Here is an 18,895-nt window from a genome sequence, read left to right as displayed (position 1 = left end):
AAAACGCCCGCGCAATGCCGGCGTTTTCGTTGCCGCGGACGCGGCGGTCAGGCCATGGCTTGCAAGGCCGGGCGCGCGGCGTGGGTGCCCGCGCCGGCGCCGATCATCAGCTTGACCGATTCCTTGATGCGCTCGGCGCCGCCGAGCTTGACCGCGGCGATCAGCCGATCGCCGATGGTCTTGCTTTCGTCGGCGCTGCTGGCGTGCGCGCCGAGAATGGCCAGGCCTTTTTCGGTAAGCCGGTAACGCAGCGCCAGATGCACGAACGGAACGCCGTTCAACGACTCTTTGACGCAGGCCGTACTGCGCACATACCCCTCGTCGAGCAACCATTCGAAGGTCGCGCCGCAGGCGAGCACCGCCTGCGCCATGGCTTCGCGGTTGGACGGGTCCAGGCCCGGCAGATGACGCGCCGATTCCTCGGCGTTGAAGCGCGCTACGACGGGATGCTGCTCGAGCGCCGCCGCGCAGATCCGCGCGGTGGCAATGCTGAAGACCTCGATGTTTTTCATGGATGACGCCCCCTGACGTCCTTGCTATTTACGAGGGCATTACGTAAAGACGGCGTGATGAAAAACCACGTAATAGATTGAAAAATAACGGATATTTCTAGAGGTCGGTACCGTCTGAACTGTGATGCCCGGCGCTGCGGCCATGACATGGGATGACAAACTGACCTGCCGCGGCAGATGCATAACGCGCTGCGGCACCCGCTTGTGACGCGAGCCGATCAGTTTGATGAACGAATCGGCCCCGTCGCGCTTAGGATTTTTCCGGCACCAGTTCGATCACCGTGTCGATGCTATCGGCCAGCGTCTGCGGCAATGCGATGGCCAGCGCCGCGCCGTCGCGGCGCGCGCGCAGCGCGGCGCCGCCGTCGAGCAGGCGCGCGCGCCACGCGCCGGGCGCGTCGATCCGCAACTCGCCGCCGGCGGGGCGTTCGAACACGTGCAGGTACAGCCGCTCGCCCTGCGCCGTGCGCTTGCGGGTGATCCGGCCCCAGACCACATCGCCGAGCGGATTGGCGCTGGTGGCGTAGATCGAATCGCCGTTGCGGCGCAGCCACGCGCCGATCTCGCGCAAGCGTTCGACGCTGGCCTGCGGCACGCTGCCGTCGGCCATCGGGCCGATGTTGAGCAGCAGGTTGCCGCCCTTGCTCGCGGTGTCGACCAGATCGCGCACCAGCTCGCGCGTGGATTTCCAGTTCGTATCCAGCGCGCTATAGCCCCACGTGCCGTTCATGGTCATGCACGCTTCCCAGTCCACGCCGGCCACGCCGCGCGCGGGGATCGCCTGCTCGGGCGTGGTGAAATCGCCGTGGGCGCGGTCGAACCATTGCAGGCTGCCTTGCGGATCGTCGTAACCCAGCGAGCGGTACAGGCGATTGTTCATGACGATGCCGGGTTGTTGCTTGCGCACTGTCGCCATCAGTTCCTGCGCGCGCCAGGTTTCGCCTTCGGCGCCGGGGTTGGAGTAGTCCCACCACAGCACGTCGATGGGGCCGTAATGCTCGATCAGCTCGCGCACCTGGGCGTGGAGGAAGTCTTGGTATTGCTTGAGGTTCGCGCGTTCGGCGTAGCCGGGGTCGTCCTTGTCGCCGGTTTTTTCCAGCGGATGCGGCAGCGGGTGTTCGAGTCGCGCGAAATCGCGGTACGGATAGGCCCGGTGGTGCCAGTCGATTACCGAGTGGTAGAGCCCGACCTTGAGGCCTTCGGCGCGCGCGGCCTCGACGATCTCGCGCACCAGGTCGCGGCCGGTGGCGTCCTTGGCGTCGAAGTCGCTGACCGCGCTGTCGTGCAGGGCGAAGCCTTCGTGGTGCTTGCTGGTGAACACCAGGTACTTGGCGCCGGCCTGCTTGGCCAGCTTCGCCCACTCGCGGGCGAAGCCGGGCTTGGGCTTGAACAGCGGCAGCATCTGCCGCGCGTACTCGCCGGTGGGCACGTGCGCGTTGCGCTGGATCCATTCGGCCGAGCCTTTGACCGGCTCGCCGTTCCAGCGCCCGGCCGCGCCGGAGTACAGGCCCCAATGCACGAACAGGCCGAAGCGCGCCTCGCGCCACCACTGCATGCGCGCGTCGAACGCGGCTTGCGATTCGGTCGGCGCGGCGACGACGGGCTTGGGTACGGCGGCGGCTGGCGTGGCCGGTGTGGCCGCGTGTGCGGCGCCTGCGAGCGCGAGCAGGCAGGTGATGAGTGCGGCGCGCAACGACGGCATCGGCGTTCTCCTGGAAGCGGATCGCCGCAGTCCAGCAGACCGCGGGCGCGGCGGTCAACTGTGCGCGCGCCCGTGCTTTCGTTTCGCCGTCGTGCCGCGCGCGTTTGCTTTCGGATTGCGCGAGCGCTGGCAAACGCGCGGAAAATCCAAACAAATCCAAATCGCGGCAATCGCGCTGCAGCATTGCGCGCCGCGCGTGCGCCACTAGACTGCGGACGTCGCCGCTGCCGTTGTCGCCATGGACCGTCGCCGCTTCCTGCTCGCCAGTTCCGCTTCCGCGCTCGCCCTGGGCACGCCGGCCGCGGCCAGCGCCGCCGTCGCCACCGCGCCGGCCGCCGCGCGCCCGCGGCCCACGCCGCAGCAATTGGCCTGGCAACGCGAAGAGCTCGCGCTGTTCGTCCACTACACCGTCAACACCTACACCGACCGCGAGTGGGGCGAAGGCGACGAAAGCCCGCGCCTATTCGCGCCGACCGACCTCGACGCGCGGCAATGGGCGCGCGCGGCCAAGGCCGGCGGCTTCCGCAGTTTGATCCTCACCGCCAAGCATCACGACGGCTTCTGCCTGTGGCCGACCGCGACCACCGCGCACAGCGTGCGCAGCAGCCCGTGGCGCGACGGCCAGGGCGACGTGGTGCGCGAGTTCGTCGAGGCCTGCCGCGGCGAAGGCCTCGGCGTGGGTTTCTATCTGTCGCCGTGGGACCGGCACGAGCCGCGCTATGGCAGCGGCCGCGCCTACGACGATTTCTACATCGCCCAGCTCACCGAATTGCTGAGCAACTACGGCCCGGTGGTCGAGGTGTGGTTCGACGGCGCCAACGGCGAAGGCCCGAACGGGCGGCGCCAGGCCTACGATTGGCCGCGCATCCACCGCACCGTGCGCGCGTTGCAGCCCGATGCGGTGATCTTTTCCGATGCCGGCCCCGACGTGCGCTGGATCGGCAACGAACGCGGCGTCGCCGGCAGCACCTGCTGGGCGACGGTGGACCCGGCGCGGGTGCCGTATCCCGGCTACGACCGGCCGTGGGTCGGCGAAGCGCTGCAGCAGGGCGACCCGCACGGCAGCGCGTGGCGGCCGGGCGAAACTGACGTGTCGATCCGCCCCGGCTGGTTCTGGCATGCGGCCGAGGACGCCAAGGTGCGCAGCGCCGACAACTTGCTCGATCTGTACTGTAGTTCGGTCGGCCGCAACAGCAAGCTGCTGCTCAACGTGCCGCCGACGCGCGCGGGGCGTTTCCACGACACCGATGTCGCCCGCCTGGCCGAGTTCGCACGCAAGCGCGAGGCGCTGTTCGCCGGCGGCAACCGCCTGGCCGGCGCGCAGGCGCGCGCCAGCGGCGGCGCCGCGCCCGCGCGCGTGCTCGACGGCGACGCGGATTCGTTCTGGCAGGCCGACGCGCACGAGGCGTGGCTGGAGTTCGAACTGGGCGAGGCGGTCGAGTTCGATTTGTTGTGCTTGCAGGAAGCGATCGCCCACGGCCAGCATGTGGCCAACCATCGCTTCGAGGTGTGGCGCGACGGCGGCTGGCAGACGATCGCCTGGGGCACGACCATCGGCTGCAAGCGCCTGGAGCGATTCGAGCCCGTGCGCGCGCAGCGCCTGCGGCTGACGATCGAGCATGCCTACGACTTGCCGTGCCTCGCCACGGTAGCCGTGTACCGCAGCCGCCCGACCTGATCGCCCCCGTGCGATCCCCCTGTAGGAGCGGCGCGAGCCGCGACCGCGAGGTAACCGGTTGCGTCGTAGGCGCGGTGTCGCGGTCGCGGCTCGCGCCGCTCCTACAGGGAACCGGCGCCACGTCGCGATCCGGCCCAAGCTGAACGGCAGTTCAGCGGCAACCGTGCTATCGTTCGCCGCAGAAGGGGAGTAGCTCCCGCTGTCGTTGCCGTCACTACGGGCTCACCGCCCCGGTGCGACAGGTGTCCGGACCACCGAACGGTCGGCCGGATACGAGCAAGACCTTCGCCGCAGCGGCGAAGGCATGTCTCCCGAATTCCCTCCGGACGACGCTTCGCGGCCTGCGGCCTCGAAACCGGCGCTTGCGCGCCTCCAATCGTCTTGCGGGAGAGTCAAATGGAAACCATCGGCAGTCCGATGCTGTGGGGCGCGTTCGCCGCCTTCGTCGTCGTCGCGCTGCTCGTCGATCTGGTGCTGATGCGCCACGGCGGGCCGCACAAAGTCACGTTCAAGGAAGCGGCGTGGTGGAGCGTGGGCTGGATCGCCCTGGCGTTCGTGTTCAACGCGGCGCTGTGGTGGTACGTGAGCCGCGAGTCCGGCGCTGAAGTCGGCAACCGCATCGGCCTGGAGTTCCTGACCGGCTACCTCGTCGAGAAGTCGCTCGCGGTCGACAACATCTTCGTGTTCCTGATGCTGTTCACCTACTTCGCCGTGCCCGAAGAGCAGCGCCAGCGCGTGCTGGTGATCGGCATCCTCGGCGCGATCGTGCTGCGTTCGGTCCTGATCTTCGCCGGCGCGCTGTTGCTGGCCAAGTTCCACTGGATCTTGTACGTGTTCGGCGCGTTCCTGGTCTTCACCGGCATCAAGATGCTGATGGCCGCGGGCAAGAGTCCGGACCTGGAGCAGAACCCGGTACTCAAGTGGATGCGCAGCCATCTGCGCCTGACCGACGACTACCACGACAGCAAGCTGTCGATCCTGCGCGACGGCAAGCGCTGGTTCACCCCGCTGTTCGCGGTGATCGCGCTGATCGGCGTGACCGACGTGATCTTCGCGGTCGACTCGATCCCGGCGATCTTCGCCATCACCGCCGATCCGTTCATCGTGCTGACCTCGAACGTGTTCGCGGTGTTGGGCCTGCGCGCGATGTTCTTCCTGCTGCAGGGCATGGCCGACCGCTTCCATCTGCTGCCGTACGGCCTGGCTGCGGTGCTGGTGTTCATCGGCGCGAAGATGCTGCTGATCGACGTGTACAAGATCCCGATCCTGGTGTCGCTGCTGGGCGTGGCTGCGATCATCGGCACCTCGATCGCGGCCAGCCTGATGCTGCCGCCCAAGCCGGAGTCGGGCGCGAAAGCTTGATCCGGGTCGGTCGAATCGATAGTTGAAGCGATAGCGGGCCGCGGCGCCGATGGATACATTGGCGCCGCGGCCTTTTCGTTGCCGGCCGCGCCGAACCGGAGGCCGCCGTGGCCCGAACTGCCACCACCGAGGCGATCGCGCGCGCTGCAGGCAAGAAAGCAGCGACGAAGAAGGTCGCTGCGAAGAAATCGCCTGCGAAGAAAGTCGCGGCGAAACTTGCACCCAAGCCATCGTCGCCGGCCGGCGAACGCAAAGCCGCGCAGGCCGCGTTCGCCGCGCTGCCGCTGCCGCAACGATTGGCGCAGGCGCTGGACGCGCTGCGCGCCTCGGCCAGCGCCGAGTACCGCGACGGCATGGCCCGCTTCGCGATCCCGAACGAACGCGCCTTCGGCGTGCCGATGGCCAAGATCCAGGCCGTGGCCAAGCGCCTGGGCCGCGATCACGCGTTGGCCGAAGCCTTGTGGGACACCGGCTGGTACGAGGCGCGCCTGCTCGCCGCCTATGTGGACGACCCGGCCGCGGTCACCGCTGCGCAGATGGACCGCTGGGCGCGCGATTTCGACAACTGGGCGGTGTGCGACACCGTCTGCTTCGCCCTGTTCGACCGCAGCCCGCTGGCCTGGCGCAAGATCGAGCAATGGGCCAAGCGCGAAGACGAATTCGTCCGCCGCGCCGCGTTCGCGCTGCTGGCGAGCAAGAGCGTGCACGACAAGCTGGCCGGCGACGCCGAGTTCCTGCGCGGCCTGGAACTGGTCGAGGCTTATGCCTTCGACGAGCGCAACTTCGTCAAGAAGGCGGTGAACTGGGCGTTGCGCTCGGTCGGCAAGCGCAACGCTGCGCTGCATGCGGCGGCGCTGCGGACGGCGACGCGACTGGCCGCGTCTGCACAGGCTGCGCCGCGCTGGAACGGCAAGGATGCGCTGCGCGAATTGAACGGCGCCGCCACGATGCGCCGCTTGTCCCGAAAGGACTGAACGCGTCCGTCCGAAGCCGCTGTTAACGGCGGCGCCCGCCGCGACCTCAACACCGCCGGCCGCGATGCAAGCGTGTCCGCGTGGAAAATCCCGAGCCTCTACGAATCGGCCACGACCGCCGGCATGCGCTCGCAATACGCCTTCAACCCCTGCAGCCGCCTGCGCACCGCATGGTCGAAGTAAGCCGCGGCCAGGGGCTCGATGCAGCCGCGCAGCCAGCGCGGGTGCGTTGTCAGGCTGTAGCGGAAACGCGCCTGCGTGCGCTGCGCGTCCAGCGCCTGGAAGATCCACGAGCCGGCGAACTTGTGCAGGAACCACGGCCCGCTCACCATCGCGATCGCCGCATGGGTCGGCGGCCGCAACTGGACGAAGCGCACGCGCATGTTCAGTCCCAGCTTGTTGCGGACCAGCACCTCGCTGCCGATGGCGATGCGCTGCGGATCGCCGGCGACCACGTCGATGCGCTCGGGGAACGGATCCCAGTCGTAGCGCCGGGCGTAGTCCTGCGAGACCGCGTAGACGTAGTCCAACGGTGCGGCGATCTCGGCGCGGCGTTCGATCAAGGCCATGCGGGTGCATACGAAGGACGATGGCGAATTATGCCTGTCTTGCGGATTCGCCAGGCCTGCCTCGCGCCCCGCCGCCCGCGCGCGGCCGCAAGCACCGCGGCGGAGCGGCTGCGCCGCGATTTCGCGAGCGACCTGGGGCCGCCCCCAGGCATCGTCGCTGACAGCCCGGTGCTACGGTCTGCAGGTTGAATTCCGAGGCCCCCGCCATGTCCCTCTTCAGCTTCCTCGATTCGGTCTCGCGCACCGTCCAGCAACTGGCCGCGCAGCCCAAGCCGGTGCCGCCGGTGCACACCATCGCCCGCGACGAGACGCTGCCGCAGATCGCCGCGCAGTACCGCGGCGCGGTGCCGCAGGCGCAGTACGAGCAGCGCATCAAGGACGCCAATCCGCAGGTGCTGAACTGGGAGGCGCTGTACCCGGACACGCAGATCGAATTGCCGCCGGCCGAACACGACGACCCGCAGGTGCAGACTGTCGCCTATACCGAACAGGCGCCCGGCGCGCCGGCGAAATCGCCGGAAGCGCAGCGCGTGGATACGGCGGTGCAGGCCGATGCGGCCGGCTCCACCCAGCAGACCCGCGCCGAGCTTAAGGCGGCGGTGAAGGCGGAAATGCAGGCGCGCTATCAGGCCGAATTCGATGCGCGTCCGACCGGCGCGGTGTACGACACCAACGCCATCGACGCCTACGGCCGCAGCATCGCCGACCGCTACGCCGACAACCCGGCCGCGCGCGCCGGCATCGAGGCGGTGAGCAAGGACATCCGCATCGATCACGAAGTCGAGTTCACGGTGATGGTGGCCAACGCCGGCGATCCGAAGTCGGTGGCCAACATCCTCAAGGACCAGTGGTCGAAGATTTCGCCCGAAGCGCGCGAGCGGCTGTCGACCAGCGTCGAGCTGGGCAAGCTCATCAACGAGAAGATCGAGCCGTATGTAGCCGAGCCGTTCAAGGGCGTGGACGGCGGCGGCGATCCCAAGGCGCTGCGGGAGCCGGCCAACGAAGCGTCCAGGCGTCTGGCCGAACTGGTCGACGGCTTGCCGCCCGAGCTGGCCCAGGCGGTGGTGACGCAGAACATCGACACGGTGATGCGCATCACCGAGGTCAAGCCGATGTATGCCGGCGAGAAGTTCGGCGGCAGTTCCTACGCCAACCTGGCCAAGGTCGCCGAAGCGCTCGGCGATTCGCCTGCGGGCCTGAGCCTGCGCTCCGATATCGCCGCGTCTTATGTTGGCCACTCCAGCGATTGGCGCGGGCAGGGCATCCCCTTCCAGGAAAACATCGCCAACGCGATTCGCGACGGCATCGGCCCCGGCCTCGCGTTGGACATGGCCAAACAGCTGCAGGCCAAGGGCGAGAACGAACTCGCCGGCGCGTTCCTCGGCGGCGTGAGCCACGGCGCCGAGCTGTTGCAGCAGCGCATCGAAGGCAACCTCGGCGACTACAAGCAGATGATGGGCGAGCTGGCGCGCCTGCTGAAGTACTCCGAAGGGCTGCCGCCGGAGCAGTTGAACAAGGCGGTCAACGATTACCTCGCCGCCAAGGGCAAGGACGATCCGGATTGGCTGAGCAAGTATCAGTCGCTGGAGAAGAGCCTCGCCGCCGACGGCCGCTTGTTGCAGCAGACGCTCGGCAGCTTGAACGCGTTGCCGGCTGAGGTGAAGGCGAGCAACCCGCAGCTGATGGACCAGATCAAGGCCATCGCCAACGACGACGACACCTTGCAGGCCTTCGGCCTGGCCGCCGGCAGCGACGACCGCTTCCTGGTCGGCGCCGATGCCGATTCGACCGCGGCGCTGTTCGACACCACCAAGGTGTCGAAGGAAGGCGCCGAGTACCTCAAGCGCCTGTCCAGCCAGGCGATCAACCAGAACGCGATGAGCGTGTTCGCCGATGTCGATCCGGACAATCCGGCCAGCATCGCCGACGGCAAGACCCGCTTGCAGGAGCTGAGCCGTCAGTACGCCGGCGCGCTGGGCAAGGACGCCGAGCAATACGCGCGCGCGATCGGCGAGCTGGAGAAACTGCTCGACGTGCCCGCTGGCGACACCCAGGCGATGGCGAGCCAGCTCAACCGCTTCCACACCGAGCTGCAGGGCATCGAAGGCTTCGGTGCGAAGGAGCCGGCCGGCATCACCTTCCGCGCGCTCGGCGTGGCCGCGGCCGGCCTGGCGTTCGGCAAGTCCACCGCCGACGCCATCGACGATCCGACCTGGGCCAACCAGATCGCCGCGTTCGGCGACGCCGCCGGACTGGTCAAGGACGCGCGCGATCTGCTGACCAATCCCGCAGCGCAAGCGGTCGACCGCAATTCGCCGGCGGCGATGGAAGCGCTGGAGAACGGGCTCAAGCGCTTCGAGAACGTCAACAAGGTGCTCGGCGTGGTGTCGGCGGTGGGCGATGTGGCCAAGCTGGTCGACGCGTTGTTGTCGGACCGCCCGCTCAAGGGCGTGGAGGCCGGTTTGTACGGGCTCGGCGCCACCGGCACCGTGATCATGGCGGTGTCGACCGGCCCGGTCGGCGCGCTGGTCGGTTCGGTGATGATCGGCGTGTCGGTATTCGGCCAGGCCTCGCTGGGCGACTACCGCGACAAGCAGGGCAAGATCGAGGGCTCGATCAAGTTCCTGCAGAACGCCGGTTTCGATGCCGATGCCGCGGCGGTGCTCGGCGACCAGGGCGAGGACGAGTACTACCTGGCGGTGCCGACGGTGCCGTTGATCATGGAGGCGGCGCGCGATAACCGCATCGGCGCCGGCAAGCCGTTGGAAGGGCAGGAGGCCATCGACTTCATCAACGCGATGCCGCGCGACAAGTTGCAGGTGATGGTCAACCAGTTGCGCATGGCGCATCGCTGAGGCGATGCAGGCTTGCGCCCGGTCGTCGCGCTGGTCGCGGTCGCTCCCTGTAGGAGCGGCGCGAGCCGCGACCGCGGGGTAGCCGGTCGCGTCGTATCTGCGGTGTCGCGGTCGCGGCTTGCGCCGCTCCTACAGGGGGAATTGCGGCAACGCCGATGGCGGGCGCTTCAGCGTCCCGCCGGCTCGGCCAGCTTCTCGTCCTTGAACAGCGCCACGTGCGGCACGCCGTCGGCGCCGATCCAGCCGCGGTACATGCCTTCGGTGTTGAACGGTAGGGCGAACTCGCCGTTGGCGCCGAGCACGATCGCGCCGCCGTCGCCGCCGGCGGCGGGGATGTCGCGGTCGATCACGCCTTCGGCGGCTTCGCGCACGCTCTGGCCGGCGTAGCGCATGCGCGCGCAGATCTCGTGCGCGGCCACCGCGCGGATGTAGTACTCGCCCCAGCCGGTGCCCGACACCGCGCAGCGCGCGTCGGCGTAGGTGCCGGCGCCGATGATCGGCGAATCGCCGACGCGGCCGTAGCGCTTGTTGGTCATGCCGCCGGTGGAGGTGCCGGCTGCGAGGTGGCCGTCGGCATCGAGCGCGACCGCGCCGACGGTGCCGAAGTGCTTGGCGGTCTCCAGGTCCGCATGGGCCTGGCCCGAGGCTTCTTCCTTGAGCGCCTTCTGCAATTGCTGCCAGCGCTTTTCGGTGCGGAAGTAGGACTGGTCGACCAAGGTCACGCCGGCTTCTTTGGCGAAGACTTCCGCGCCGTCGCCGACCAGCATCACGTGCTTGGATTTTTCCATCACCGCGCGCGCCAGCACGATCGGGTTCTTGACCCGGTGCACGCCGGCGACCGCGCCGGCGCGGCCGCTGGCGCCGTCCATCAGCGCCGAGTCGAGTTCGTTCTTGCCGTCGTGGGTGAACACCGCGCCGCGGCCGGCGTTGAACATCGGCGCGTCTTCCAGCACCACGATCGCCGCGCTGACCGCGTCCAGCGCCGGCTTGCCCGCGGCGAGCGCGGCGTGGCCGGCGCGCAGCGCGCTTTCCAGCGCGGCGCGCGCGTCTTTCTGGTCTTGCTCGCTCAAGCCGGCGCGTTCGACGCCGGCGCCGCCGTGGATCACCAGAACGGGTTTGGGCGCGGCGGGCTTGGCCGCCTCGGCGGCCCAGGCCGCCGGCGCCAGCGCCATCGATCCCAGTACGACGGCGCAGCAGGTGCGGTGCAGGTTACGGCGCAACGAGTTCGTCATCATCGGCTCCATAAGACAAGTTCGGCAGCCGCAGGGCGTCGCGCGCGGCGTCGCCGTCGGCAGGGCCCTCGCGCAGGATCAGCTGCCCGGACTCGACATCATAAAGCTCGACGAACGCCGGCCGCTCGACTTTGAAATCGCGCATGCGCAGCACGCTGCCCTCGCCGACGCCGATCACCGGCACTGCGCGCTGGCTCAGCGGCTCGCCCTGGGCGAAGGTCTGCGCCGGCTGGCGCGGCTTGACCAGCCAGACCTTGCCGCCGTTGCCGCTGAACACGCTGCCTTCGCCGTGCGCGTCGATGCACAGCGCGGTGTATTCGTCCACGCCCAGGCCGACCAGGTCGCGGCGGCCGTATTCGTTGGACAGCCGCGCCAGGAACGCGATCAGTCGGCCCAGCCGCTGGCGCTTGCCGAAGTGGCTGTCGGTGATGACGTTGTGCAGGTAGGGCAGGTGCAGGAAGTCGTCGACCATGGTCAGCTTGGGCCCGGCCGGATCTTCCAGCGCGGCCTGCGAGACCACGCTGCCGCCGTCCATCGCGCCGTAGGAGTACGCGCCCAGGATCGCCAGCCCGGCGCTGGTGCCGCCGATCGGCTTGCCCGCGCGCACGTGCGCGTCGAGCGCGCGCGCCAGCGGCGTGTCTTTCCAATAGCGCACGTAGCGCGACTGATCGCCGCCGGCAATGAAGATGCCGTCGGCGCGGCGCACGATGTCGAGCACCTGCGGGTCGCTGGCGGCGCGGCGGTCCTGGAACACCAGGGTCTGCGCGCCGGTGATGCCGCCGATGTCGTTGAAGAATTCGTTCTGCGCCTCGACCGTGCCGGACGCGCGCAGGATCACGATGCGGCCGTGGCCGGCGCGTTCGGCCATCCAGGCGAAGGCCTCGCGCGGCCATTCGCCGCCGCCGACCAGCATCAACCCGGCGCGGGTCGGCTGCGGGCGCGGCGCGTCGGTGCGGCCGATCTCGTAATAGCGATAGCCTTCGCGCTGGGCCGGGTCGGCGCCGTCGGCAGGCGTCTGCGCCTGCGCGTTCAGGCCGGCGAGCGCGAGGCCCGCGGCCAGCCACAACCCGGCCAGGGTCTTGCGCCGCAGCGCGGACAGGGACCACATCGACGAACTGCGCATCGCACGCTCTCCGAAACGGGATCTGTACATCACGACGAAGCAGGGCGGCGCGATCCCCCATCGCTGCGCGCATCGCGCCGGCCGGATGCGCGGCGCGCGGGGCTGGGCTAATGTCGGCGCATGGACAACGATCTGGACGCGTGGTTCGCCGCCGACATCCTGAGCCACGAGGCGGCGCTGGTGCAGTACCTGCGCCGGGCCTGGCCGCATCCGGACGAGATCCACGACCTGCGCCAGGAAGTCTATGTGCGCGTCTACGAGGCGGCCGGCAAGGCCCGCCCGCACCAGCCCAAGTCGTTCCTGTTCGCCACCGCCCGCCACCTGATGACCGACCGCCTGCGCCGCGGGCGGGTGGTGTCGATCGAACCGGTGGGTGATTTCGAGTCCTTGAACGTCTTGATAGACGAGTGCTCGCCCGAGCGCCGGCTCAGCGCGCGCCAGAACCTGCGCCGCTTGGCCGAGGCCTTCGACCGTCTGCCCGAACGCTGCCGTGAGGCGGTGTGGTTGCGCCGGGTCGAGGAACTGCCGCAGAAACAGGTGTCGCAGCGCATGGGCATCACCGAGAAGACCGTGGAGAAGCAGATCGCCAAGGGCATGCGCCTGCTGGCCGAGCACTACTTCGGCGGCGAGGCGGGCCTGGCGACGGGCAGGGACGAGGATGCCGCGGCGGCCGCGAACGGGCGCGCGCGGCGGATCGCGGCGGACGACGGGAATCAGGGATATGGCGGCCAGCAGGGAGATTGAACACATCGCCGCGCAATGGCTGGCCCGCCGCGAAAGCGGCGAGTGGCCGGCTGCGGCGCAGGCCGAGCTCGACGCCTGGCTGGCGCGCGCGACCGCGCACCGGGTCGCGTTCGTGCGCCTGCAGGCGGCGTGGGCTCAGGCGGCGCGGTTGCAGGCGTTGGCCGGCGCGGCGCCGGATGCGCGCGCGGGCTCGGGCGCTGCTGCGCCGGTACGTGCGGCCTGGGACGATGCGGCAACCGCGCGCCGCGACGCGGCGGAACCGGCCGCCGCGTCGCTTCTGCGCGCCGATGGATTGACGTTCAAGCCGCGCGCCGCGTCGGCGCGGGCCTCGCGCTGGCCGTACGCGGCCGCCGCCGCGGTGGCGGTGCTGGCGGTCGGGCTGGGCTGGGGCTGGCTGCATTACGGCGCGCTCGAGCGTTCCAGCTACCGCACCGCGCTGGGCAAGACCGACGAGGTGGCGCTGGCCGACGGCTCGCGCGCCACCCTGAGCAGCGACAGCCGCATCGAGGTGGCGCTGTCGGGCGCGCGGCGGCGGGTCGAGCTGGCCCAGGGCGAGGCCTTCTTCGACGTGGCCAAGGATCCGGGCCGGCCGTTCGCGGTCGAGGCCGGCGCGCGCCGGGTGGTGGCGGTGGGCACGCATTTCTCGGTGCGCCGCGACGGCGCCGACCTGCGCGTGGTGGTCACCGAAGGTACGGTGCGATTGGAATCCGAACCGGTCGGCGGCCATCCGCAGCCGACCACGCTGCTGCCGGCCGGCAGCATCGCCCTGGCCGGGCCCAACGGCGTGCTGGTGCGCAGCGTGCCGGTCGAGGAGGCCGAGCGCTACGTCGACTGGCGCCACGGCTTCCTGGTGTTCCGCGACACCCCGCTGGCGCAGGCCGCGGCCGAGTTCAACCGCTACAGCGCGCGCAAGCTGGTGATCGCCGACGCGGCCGCGGGCGAGCTGCGCGTGGGCGGCAATTTCCGCTGGTCGAACGCGGAGATGTTCGTGGAGCTGCTGGAGCAGGCGATGCCGGTGAAGGCGGAGCGGTTGCCGGATCGGATTGTGTTGCGTAGTCGTTGAGGGCGGGGGCGTTCGCGGCGCTCGGCCCTCACCCCAACCCCTCTCCCGCAAGCGGGAGAGGGGCTCAAAGCCGCAGCGGCTGTTCCTTCTCCCGCAAGCGGGACGGGGCTTGAGGTCGCCTTGGCTGTTCCTTCTCCCGCTTGCGGGAGAAGGTGCCCGAAGAGCCTGCCCCTGCGAAAGCAGGGGGCGGATGAGGGCAGCCGTCGCTGTTTCCCTGGCTACCTCCCCGGCACACTACGCGCCCCCCGCAGCCCGGCCTTTTTCCGCCGCCGCATGCGGGATTTGCCGAGTTCGTTCGTCTGACATACACAACGGCGCCAAGCGAGCGCCGATGGGGAGGGGAAATCCGATGCTGGGTGCAGTGCGTGGGTTGCGTGTGCTGTTGTTGAGCCTGGCCTGTACGGCAGCGTTGTCCGCGCAGGCGCAGGGGGCGCCGGCCCGGGTCGAGATCCCGGCGGGCGACCTGTCGGCCGCGCTGGACGCGCTGGCGCGCCAGTCCGGCGCCCAGTTCGTCTATTCCGCCGACCAGTTGCGCGGGCTGCGCACCGCCGGCGTCAGCGGCACCATGCCGGCCGGCGACGCGCTCGACCGGCTGCTGCGCGGCAGCGGCTTCGTCGCCCGCCGCGATCCGTCCGGCGGCATGGTCATCGTCAAGGACGCGGCCAAGGCCAAGCCGGCCGCGGCCGCCGCGCCGCGCGCGCAGGCGGCCACCGGCGGCGCCTCGCCGGAGCCGGCGGCGGCGACCGATCTGGAGACCATCCAGGTCACCGGCTCGCGCATCCCGCGCGCGCAGATTGAGGGCCCGGCGCCGGTGACGGTGATGACCGCGCAGGAGATCAAGGCCAACGGCTTCACCACCGTGCCCGACGTGCTGCGCGCGATGACCCAGAACGGCGGCGAGACCCAGAGCCAGCAGTCGGCCAGCGGCGCGGATTTCTCGCCCGGCGCACAGCAGGTCGACCTGCGCGGCCTCGGCCCCAACCACACCCTGGTGCTGGTCAACGGCCGCCGCATCGCCGACTTCCCGATGCCGTTCAAGGGCCGCAGCAACTTCACCGACATCTCCAACATCCCGCTGGGCATGGTCGAGCGGATCGAAATCCTGACCGGCAGCGCCTCGGCCATCTACGGCTCCGACGCGATCTCCGGCGTGGTCAACTTCATCCTCAAGAAGAAGGCCGACGGCACCACGGTCGACGTGCGCATGGGCGATGCCACCCGCGGCGGCGCCGAGTCGTTCGACCTGAGCGTGTCCAGCGGTTTCAGCAACGACCGCTTCACCGCGATCTACGGCGCCGAGCTGATCGTGCAGAACCCGCTGTGGGCCTTTGATCGCGCGCGCCAGGACTCGACCCTGGACGGCCCCAGCGCCGGCAGCCGCGCGCCGCGCCGCACTTTCCTGCGCACCAACTGGTACGACGAATACCTCGACCCGGAAGCCGCCTGCGACGGCCACGCCGCGCTCAACGGTGGCAACACCTACCGCGCCAAGCGCGCCGGCTACGGCGTCGACGGCGAGGACGGCTACTACTGCGGCAGCGACCGTTCGATCGGCTACGGCACCATCATCAGCAAGCGTCGCGGGCTCAACGCCTACGGCTCGCTGAGCTACCGCTTCGACAACGACACCGAATGGTTCGCCGACCTGCAACTGGGCTACCACGAGCTGTCGATGTTCCGCGATGTGACCCAGTGGGTGTACCAGCGCCCCGACGGCGACGAGAGCGGCTACTTCTTCAACCAGGCCACCGACCAGCTCGAATATTGGCAGCGCCAGTTCACGCCTGAGGAAATGGGCGGGCTGAACAACGGCGACATCCGCACCCGCCAGAAGACCTTCAGCGTCACCACCGGCTTCAAGGGCCGCTGGGGCGCGAACTGGGATTGGGAAACCGCGCTGAGCCATTCGCAGTACCAGTCCACGATCAGCTGGCCGCAGATCGTCGCGGCCAAGGCCAATGCGCTGTTCCTCGGCCCGCAGCTGGGCAGCGACGACGACGGCTATCCGATCTTCAACGCCGATCCCTCGCGCCTGTACCGGCCGCTGACCCGCGCCGAGTACGACTCGATCGCCGCGCGCACCGTCTACCAGCCCAAGTCGCGCACCGACACGCTGTCGCTGACCTTCACCAACACCGAGCTGTTCCAGATGCCGGCCGGCGCGGCCGGTTTCGCCGGCACCGTGGAGGCGGGCAACCAAAGCTACAACCTGCGCCCGGACCCGCTGGCCACGCAGTACTACTACTACAGCTGGCGCGACTCCGACGGCCACGGCAGCCGCGACCGCTGGGCCGTGGCCGGCGAACTGCGCCTGCCGTTGTTCGAACGCCTGAACCTCAGCGTCGCCGGCCGTTACGACCAATACCGCTACAGCGGCAGTAGCATCGACAAGTTCACCTACAGCGCCGGCCTGGAATGGCGGCCGCTGGACACGCTGCTGCTGCGCGGCTCCTACGGCACCGCGTTCCGCGCGCCCGACCTGCACTACGTGTTCGCCGGCGAAGGCAACAGCGAATCGGCGGCGATCGATTACTACCGCTGCCGCAGCGAAGAGCCGGGCGTGGACTACGCCGATTGCAGCTATTCCGACGAAAGCCTGATCGTCACCCGGCGCGGCAACCGCAAGCTCGATCCGGAAACCAGCACCTCGTGGACCGCGGGCGTGGTGTGGTCGCCGCTGGCGAACCTGGACTTCTCGCTGGATTACTACGACATCGACCTGCGCCACCAGGTGCAGGACCTGCGCGCCGACAGCGTGCTGCAGGACGAAGCCGACTGCCGCCTGGGCCAGCGCCCCGACGGCACCGCGATCAGCGCCAGTTCGCCGACCTGCGTGGACGCGCTGGCGCGGGTGGTGCGCACCGCCGACGGCCGCCTGTACGGCACCTACGTCAATCCGATCAACATCGCCCGCGAGCGCACCAACGGCGTCGACTTCACCGCGCGCTGGCGCTGGGAGACCGCGGTCGGCACCTTCCGCGTCAGCGGCAACTACAGCTGGGTGCGCGAGCACGAGAGCCAGCAGTACGCCGGCGACCGGGTCGAGGACCAGTTCGCGGTCAACAGCGGCTTCGATATCCCGCGCAGCAAGGCCAGCGCCAGCGTCAGCTGGGACCGCGACCGCTGGACTGCGACCCTGCACGGTGAGCGCCTGGGCAAGCTGCCCAACTACGACTCCTACAGCGAGAGCTACGACCCCGCCGACGGCGGCAGCCCGTGGATCGGCGCGACGTATCGCTACAACCTGTCGCTGCAGTACCGCTTCACCGACCACAACCAGCTGTCGGTGTCGGTGACCAACCTGTTCGACAAGATGCCGCCGCACGACAGCAGCTACACCGGCTACCCGTATTACGACGTGTCCTGGTTCGACGCGCTGGGCCGGCAGGTGTTCGTGCAGTACACCCACAAGTTCGGCGGCGCGCCGCTGTAAGCGCGCCGGCCGCGGACGCGCTCAGCGGCCGCGGCGATGGTTTGGCTTCCTGCCACAAGGATAGTGGCGGGAGGCTTTTTATCCCGCAGCCCCGCTGCTTCGGTCGCCCCCCTGTAGGAGCGGCGCAAGCCGCGACCAACCGAAGTCACGTAGCGCCGCCGTCGGCCTCCGAAGCCACGCATCTCCACGTATCGCCGCAGCGTCACTGCGGCGTACGCGCCACCACGAAAATCCGCCGAAACTCGAACCACGTCGTACCATCGCCGCGCGGCGGATACGCCCGGTCCAGCATCGCCGCCAGCTCGCCGCGAAAACGCAGCCAATCCGCGGAATCCAGCGCCGCCTTGACCGGCCGCAGCGCGGTGCCGGTGATCCACTCCAGCACCGCGTTGTCGCCCTGCAAGCGCTGGGTGTAGGTGGTTTCCCAAGCATCGACCTGGCATCCCAGCCGCGCCAGCCGCTCGGCGTATTGAGGCGGCGCATCCACCGCTTCGTCGTCGCGCAAGCCGACCGATCCGAGCTTGTCCGCCCAGCCCGCACTCGCAGCGAGCTCGCGCGTCAGCACATGCGAGGGCGCATCGAAATTGCCCGGCACCTGGATCGCGATCCACGCACCGCGCGGCAGCTCGCGCACCCAGCGCTCCAGCAGCTCGCGATGTTCCGGCACCCATTGCAGCACCGCATTGGAGACCACGACATCGGTGTCGGGCTTGGGCGACCACTGACGTACATCGATCAGCTCCGCATCGATGCCGAGCTTGCGCGCCGCCGCGACCATCTCCGGCGAGTTGTCGCTGGCCTCCAGCGCCGCCTGCGGCCAGCGCTGCGCCAGCGCCGCGGTCAGATTGCCGGGGCCGCAGCCCAGGTCGACCACCCGCCGCGGCGCGGTCGCCCCGATGCGCGCGGTGAGGTCGAAGAACGGCCGGCCGCGCAGGTCGGCGAAGTCGAGGTATTTGGCGGGATCCCACATGGCGCGGCTCCAGGCTGAGAACGACTGTTCGCACTATAGGTCCGGCGTCGGTGCGCGACTGTGCCCGCCGTGGCCGGATCGCCGGCGCCGCTGCGATGATGCGTCGGCGACGCAAGGCGCGGCCGCACAGCGACGCCGGGCACAGTCCGCGCGATCGCGACCGCTGAGAACGCCAACGTGATTGTGGCGCCCGGCGCGGCGTGTTCCATTCTTCCGCACCCCCGCCATTCCGGCAGGTTTTCAAGGAGGAAACACCATGAAGCTTTCGACTGCCGCGGCGCTGGCCGCGACGATGTGGACGATGCTGTGCGCCCCGGCCTTCGCCGGCGACAAGACCAATGTGCCGGTGACCTTGGAAACCAATTCGTCGGGCCAGGTGATCCGCGCCTACGGCATGATCGGCAGCGCGCGCAACAGCGCCGACACCAAGCAATTGATCGGTTGCTTCATCAGCGCGTCCGGCAGCTTGTTGCAGGCGGGCTGCGAGGCGCAGAACGCGGCGGGCGCGAGCACGCTGTGCTTCAGCGCCAATGCGAACATCGTCGCCGCCGTGCAATCGGTCGGTCCGGATTCGTACATCGATTTCAGCCGCGACAGCGGCGGCAATTGCACCAGTCTGTACGTCGCCAACAGCTCGGTCACTGCGGTGAAGCAGCCTTGATCGATGCGCCGTCGCGG

At 69.3% G+C, this 18,895-nt stretch carries 14 protein-coding genes; 8 read left to right on the top strand and 6 right to left on the bottom strand.

Going from position 1 to position 18,895, the window contains the following annotated elements; all coding sequences use genetic code 11:
- Nucleotides 1–47: 47 nt before the first annotated feature.
- Entirely contained in the window at nt 48–512 is a 465-nt protein-coding gene (locus BLU84_RS20800) for a hypothetical protein (protein ID WP_074871675.1), read from the bottom strand.
- Between the two features lie 250 nt (nt 513–762).
- A complete protein-coding gene (locus BLU84_RS20795) occupies nt 763–2,214 on the bottom strand; it encodes an alpha-L-fucosidase (protein ID WP_083382967.1) in 1,452 nt (483 codons plus the stop codon).
- 238 nt (nt 2,215–2,452) lie between these two features.
- Here BLU84_RS20795 and BLU84_RS20790 point away from each other — a divergent pair, with 238 nt between their 5' ends.
- The 3 genes from BLU84_RS20790 to BLU84_RS20780 all read left to right on the top strand — a co-directional run bounded on the left by BLU84_RS20790 (nt 2,453) and on the right by BLU84_RS20780 (nt 6,228).
- Nucleotides 2,453–3,892: an alpha-L-fucosidase gene (locus BLU84_RS20790; RefSeq protein WP_083382963.1), complete on the top strand. Its 1,440-nt coding sequence runs from the start codon at nt 2,453–2,455 to the stop codon at nt 3,890–3,892.
- A gap of 396 nt (nt 3,893–4,288) precedes the next feature.
- Nucleotides 4,289–5,254 (top strand): TerC family protein, encoded by a 966-nt coding sequence (locus tag BLU84_RS20785; RefSeq protein ID WP_074871673.1) that lies wholly within the window; start codon nt 4,289–4,291, stop codon nt 5,252–5,254.
- Nucleotides 5,255–5,361: 107 nt separating this feature from the next.
- Nucleotides 5,362–6,228, top strand: a complete 867-nt coding sequence (locus tag BLU84_RS20780; protein WP_211664589.1) for a DNA alkylation repair protein — start codon at nt 5,362–5,364, stop codon at nt 6,226–6,228.
- A 98-nt stretch (nt 6,229–6,326) separates the two neighbouring features.
- Here BLU84_RS20780 and BLU84_RS20775 read toward each other — a convergent pair whose 3' ends face one another.
- Nucleotides 6,327–6,797 carry a type II toxin-antitoxin system RatA family toxin gene (locus tag BLU84_RS20775; protein WP_074871672.1) on the bottom strand — a complete coding sequence of 157 codons (471 nt, stop codon included), beginning with the start codon at nt 6,795–6,797 and terminating at the stop codon, nt 6,327–6,329.
- A gap of 206 nt (nt 6,798–7,003) precedes the next feature.
- Here BLU84_RS20775 and BLU84_RS20770 point away from each other — a divergent pair, with 206 nt between their 5' ends.
- Complete coding sequence (locus BLU84_RS20770) at nt 7,004–9,652, top strand: hypothetical protein (protein WP_074871671.1); 2,649 nt, start codon at nt 7,004–7,006, stop codon at nt 9,650–9,652.
- Between the two features lie 167 nt (nt 9,653–9,819).
- Here the strand turns inward: BLU84_RS20770 and BLU84_RS20765 are convergent, their stop codons facing one another.
- Both BLU84_RS20765 and BLU84_RS20760 read right to left on the bottom strand, forming a co-directional pair.
- Nucleotides 9,820–10,824: an isoaspartyl peptidase/L-asparaginase family protein gene (locus tag BLU84_RS20765; RefSeq protein ID WP_074871669.1), complete on the bottom strand. Its 1,005-nt coding sequence runs from the start codon at nt 10,822–10,824 to the stop codon at nt 9,820–9,822.
- Between the two features lie 37 nt (nt 10,825–10,861).
- Nucleotides 10,862–11,992 carry a cyanophycinase gene (locus tag BLU84_RS20760; RefSeq protein ID WP_083383001.1) on the bottom strand — a complete coding sequence of 377 codons (1,131 nt, stop codon included), beginning with the start codon at nt 11,990–11,992 and terminating at the stop codon, nt 10,862–10,864.
- A gap of 135 nt (nt 11,993–12,127) precedes the next feature.
- Between BLU84_RS20760 and BLU84_RS20755 the strand changes: the two genes are divergently transcribed.
- The 3 genes from BLU84_RS20755 to BLU84_RS20745 all read left to right on the top strand — a co-directional run bounded on the left by BLU84_RS20755 (nt 12,128) and on the right by BLU84_RS20745 (nt 17,247).
- Nucleotides 12,128–12,751, top strand: coding sequence for an RNA polymerase sigma factor (locus tag BLU84_RS20755; protein ID WP_074871665.1), 624 nt, complete (start codon nt 12,128–12,130; stop codon nt 12,749–12,751).
- Nucleotides 12,729–13,814: a FecR family protein gene (locus BLU84_RS20750; RefSeq protein WP_074871663.1), complete on the top strand. Its 1,086-nt coding sequence runs from the start codon at nt 12,729–12,731 to the stop codon at nt 13,812–13,814. The genes BLU84_RS20755 and BLU84_RS20750 overlap by 23 nt, the downstream gene beginning before the upstream one ends.
- A 361-nt stretch (nt 13,815–14,175) precedes the next feature.
- Nucleotides 14,176–17,247: a TonB-dependent receptor gene (locus BLU84_RS20745; RefSeq protein WP_233431194.1), complete on the top strand. Its 3,072-nt coding sequence runs from the start codon at nt 14,176–14,178 to the stop codon at nt 17,245–17,247.
- Between the two features lie 202 nt (nt 17,248–17,449).
- On the opposite strand, the gene BLU84_RS20740 is transcribed toward BLU84_RS20745, so the two are convergent.
- Nucleotides 17,450–18,217: a trans-aconitate 2-methyltransferase gene (locus tag BLU84_RS20740; protein WP_074871657.1), complete on the bottom strand. Its 768-nt coding sequence runs from the start codon at nt 18,215–18,217 to the stop codon at nt 17,450–17,452.
- A gap of 256 nt (nt 18,218–18,473) precedes the next feature.
- Here BLU84_RS20740 and BLU84_RS20735 point away from each other — a divergent pair, with 256 nt between their 5' ends.
- Complete coding sequence (locus BLU84_RS20735; protein ID WP_074871654.1) at nt 18,474–18,878, top strand: hypothetical protein; 405 nt, start codon at nt 18,474–18,476, stop codon at nt 18,876–18,878.
- The last annotated feature ends 17 nt before the right edge of the window (nt 18,879–18,895 follow it).

This window comes from Lysobacter enzymogenes, assembly GCF_900106525.1.
GTDB classification, from domain to species: domain Bacteria; phylum Pseudomonadota; class Gammaproteobacteria; order Xanthomonadales; family Xanthomonadaceae; genus Lysobacter; species Lysobacter enzymogenes.
The sequence above is the reverse complement of the archived record's forward strand: the minus strand, read 5'-3'. Positions and strand labels throughout refer to the sequence as shown.

What these genes read in the sequence shown, in the direction of transcription:
- BLU84_RS20800 (WP_074871675.1), bottom strand. Translation starts at nt 512, where the DNA reads ATGAAAAACATCGAGGTCTTCAGCATTGCCACCGCGCGGATCTGCGCG.
- BLU84_RS20795 (WP_083382967.1), bottom strand. Translation starts at nt 2,214, where the DNA reads ATGCCGTCGTTGCGCGCCGCACTCATCACCTGCCTGCTCGCGCTCGCA.
- BLU84_RS20790 (WP_083382963.1), top strand. Translation starts at nt 2,453, where the DNA reads ATGGACCGTCGCCGCTTCCTGCTCGCCAGTTCCGCTTCCGCGCTCGCC.
- BLU84_RS20785 (WP_074871673.1), top strand. Translation starts at nt 4,289, where the DNA reads ATGGAAACCATCGGCAGTCCGATGCTGTGGGGCGCGTTCGCCGCCTTC.
- BLU84_RS20775 (WP_074871672.1), bottom strand. Translation starts at nt 6,797, where the DNA reads ATGGCCTTGATCGAACGCCGCGCCGAGATCGCCGCACCGTTGGACTAC.
- BLU84_RS20770 (WP_074871671.1), top strand. Translation starts at nt 7,004, where the DNA reads ATGTCCCTCTTCAGCTTCCTCGATTCGGTCTCGCGCACCGTCCAGCAA.
- BLU84_RS20765 (WP_074871669.1), bottom strand. Translation starts at nt 10,824, where the DNA reads ATGGCGCTGGCGCCGGCGGCCTGGGCCGCCGAGGCGGCCAAGCCCGCC.
- BLU84_RS20760 (WP_083383001.1), bottom strand. Translation starts at nt 11,992, where the DNA reads ATGTGGTCCCTGTCCGCGCTGCGGCGCAAGACCCTGGCCGGGTTGTGG.
- BLU84_RS20755 (WP_074871665.1), top strand. Translation starts at nt 12,128, where the DNA reads ATGGACAACGATCTGGACGCGTGGTTCGCCGCCGACATCCTGAGCCAC.
- BLU84_RS20750 (WP_074871663.1), top strand. Translation starts at nt 12,729, where the DNA reads ATGGCGGCCAGCAGGGAGATTGAACACATCGCCGCGCAATGGCTGGCC.
- BLU84_RS20740 (WP_074871657.1), bottom strand. Translation starts at nt 18,217, where the DNA reads ATGTGGGATCCCGCCAAATACCTCGACTTCGCCGACCTGCGCGGCCGG.
- BLU84_RS20735 (WP_074871654.1), top strand. Translation starts at nt 18,474, where the DNA reads ATGAAGCTTTCGACTGCCGCGGCGCTGGCCGCGACGATGTGGACGATG.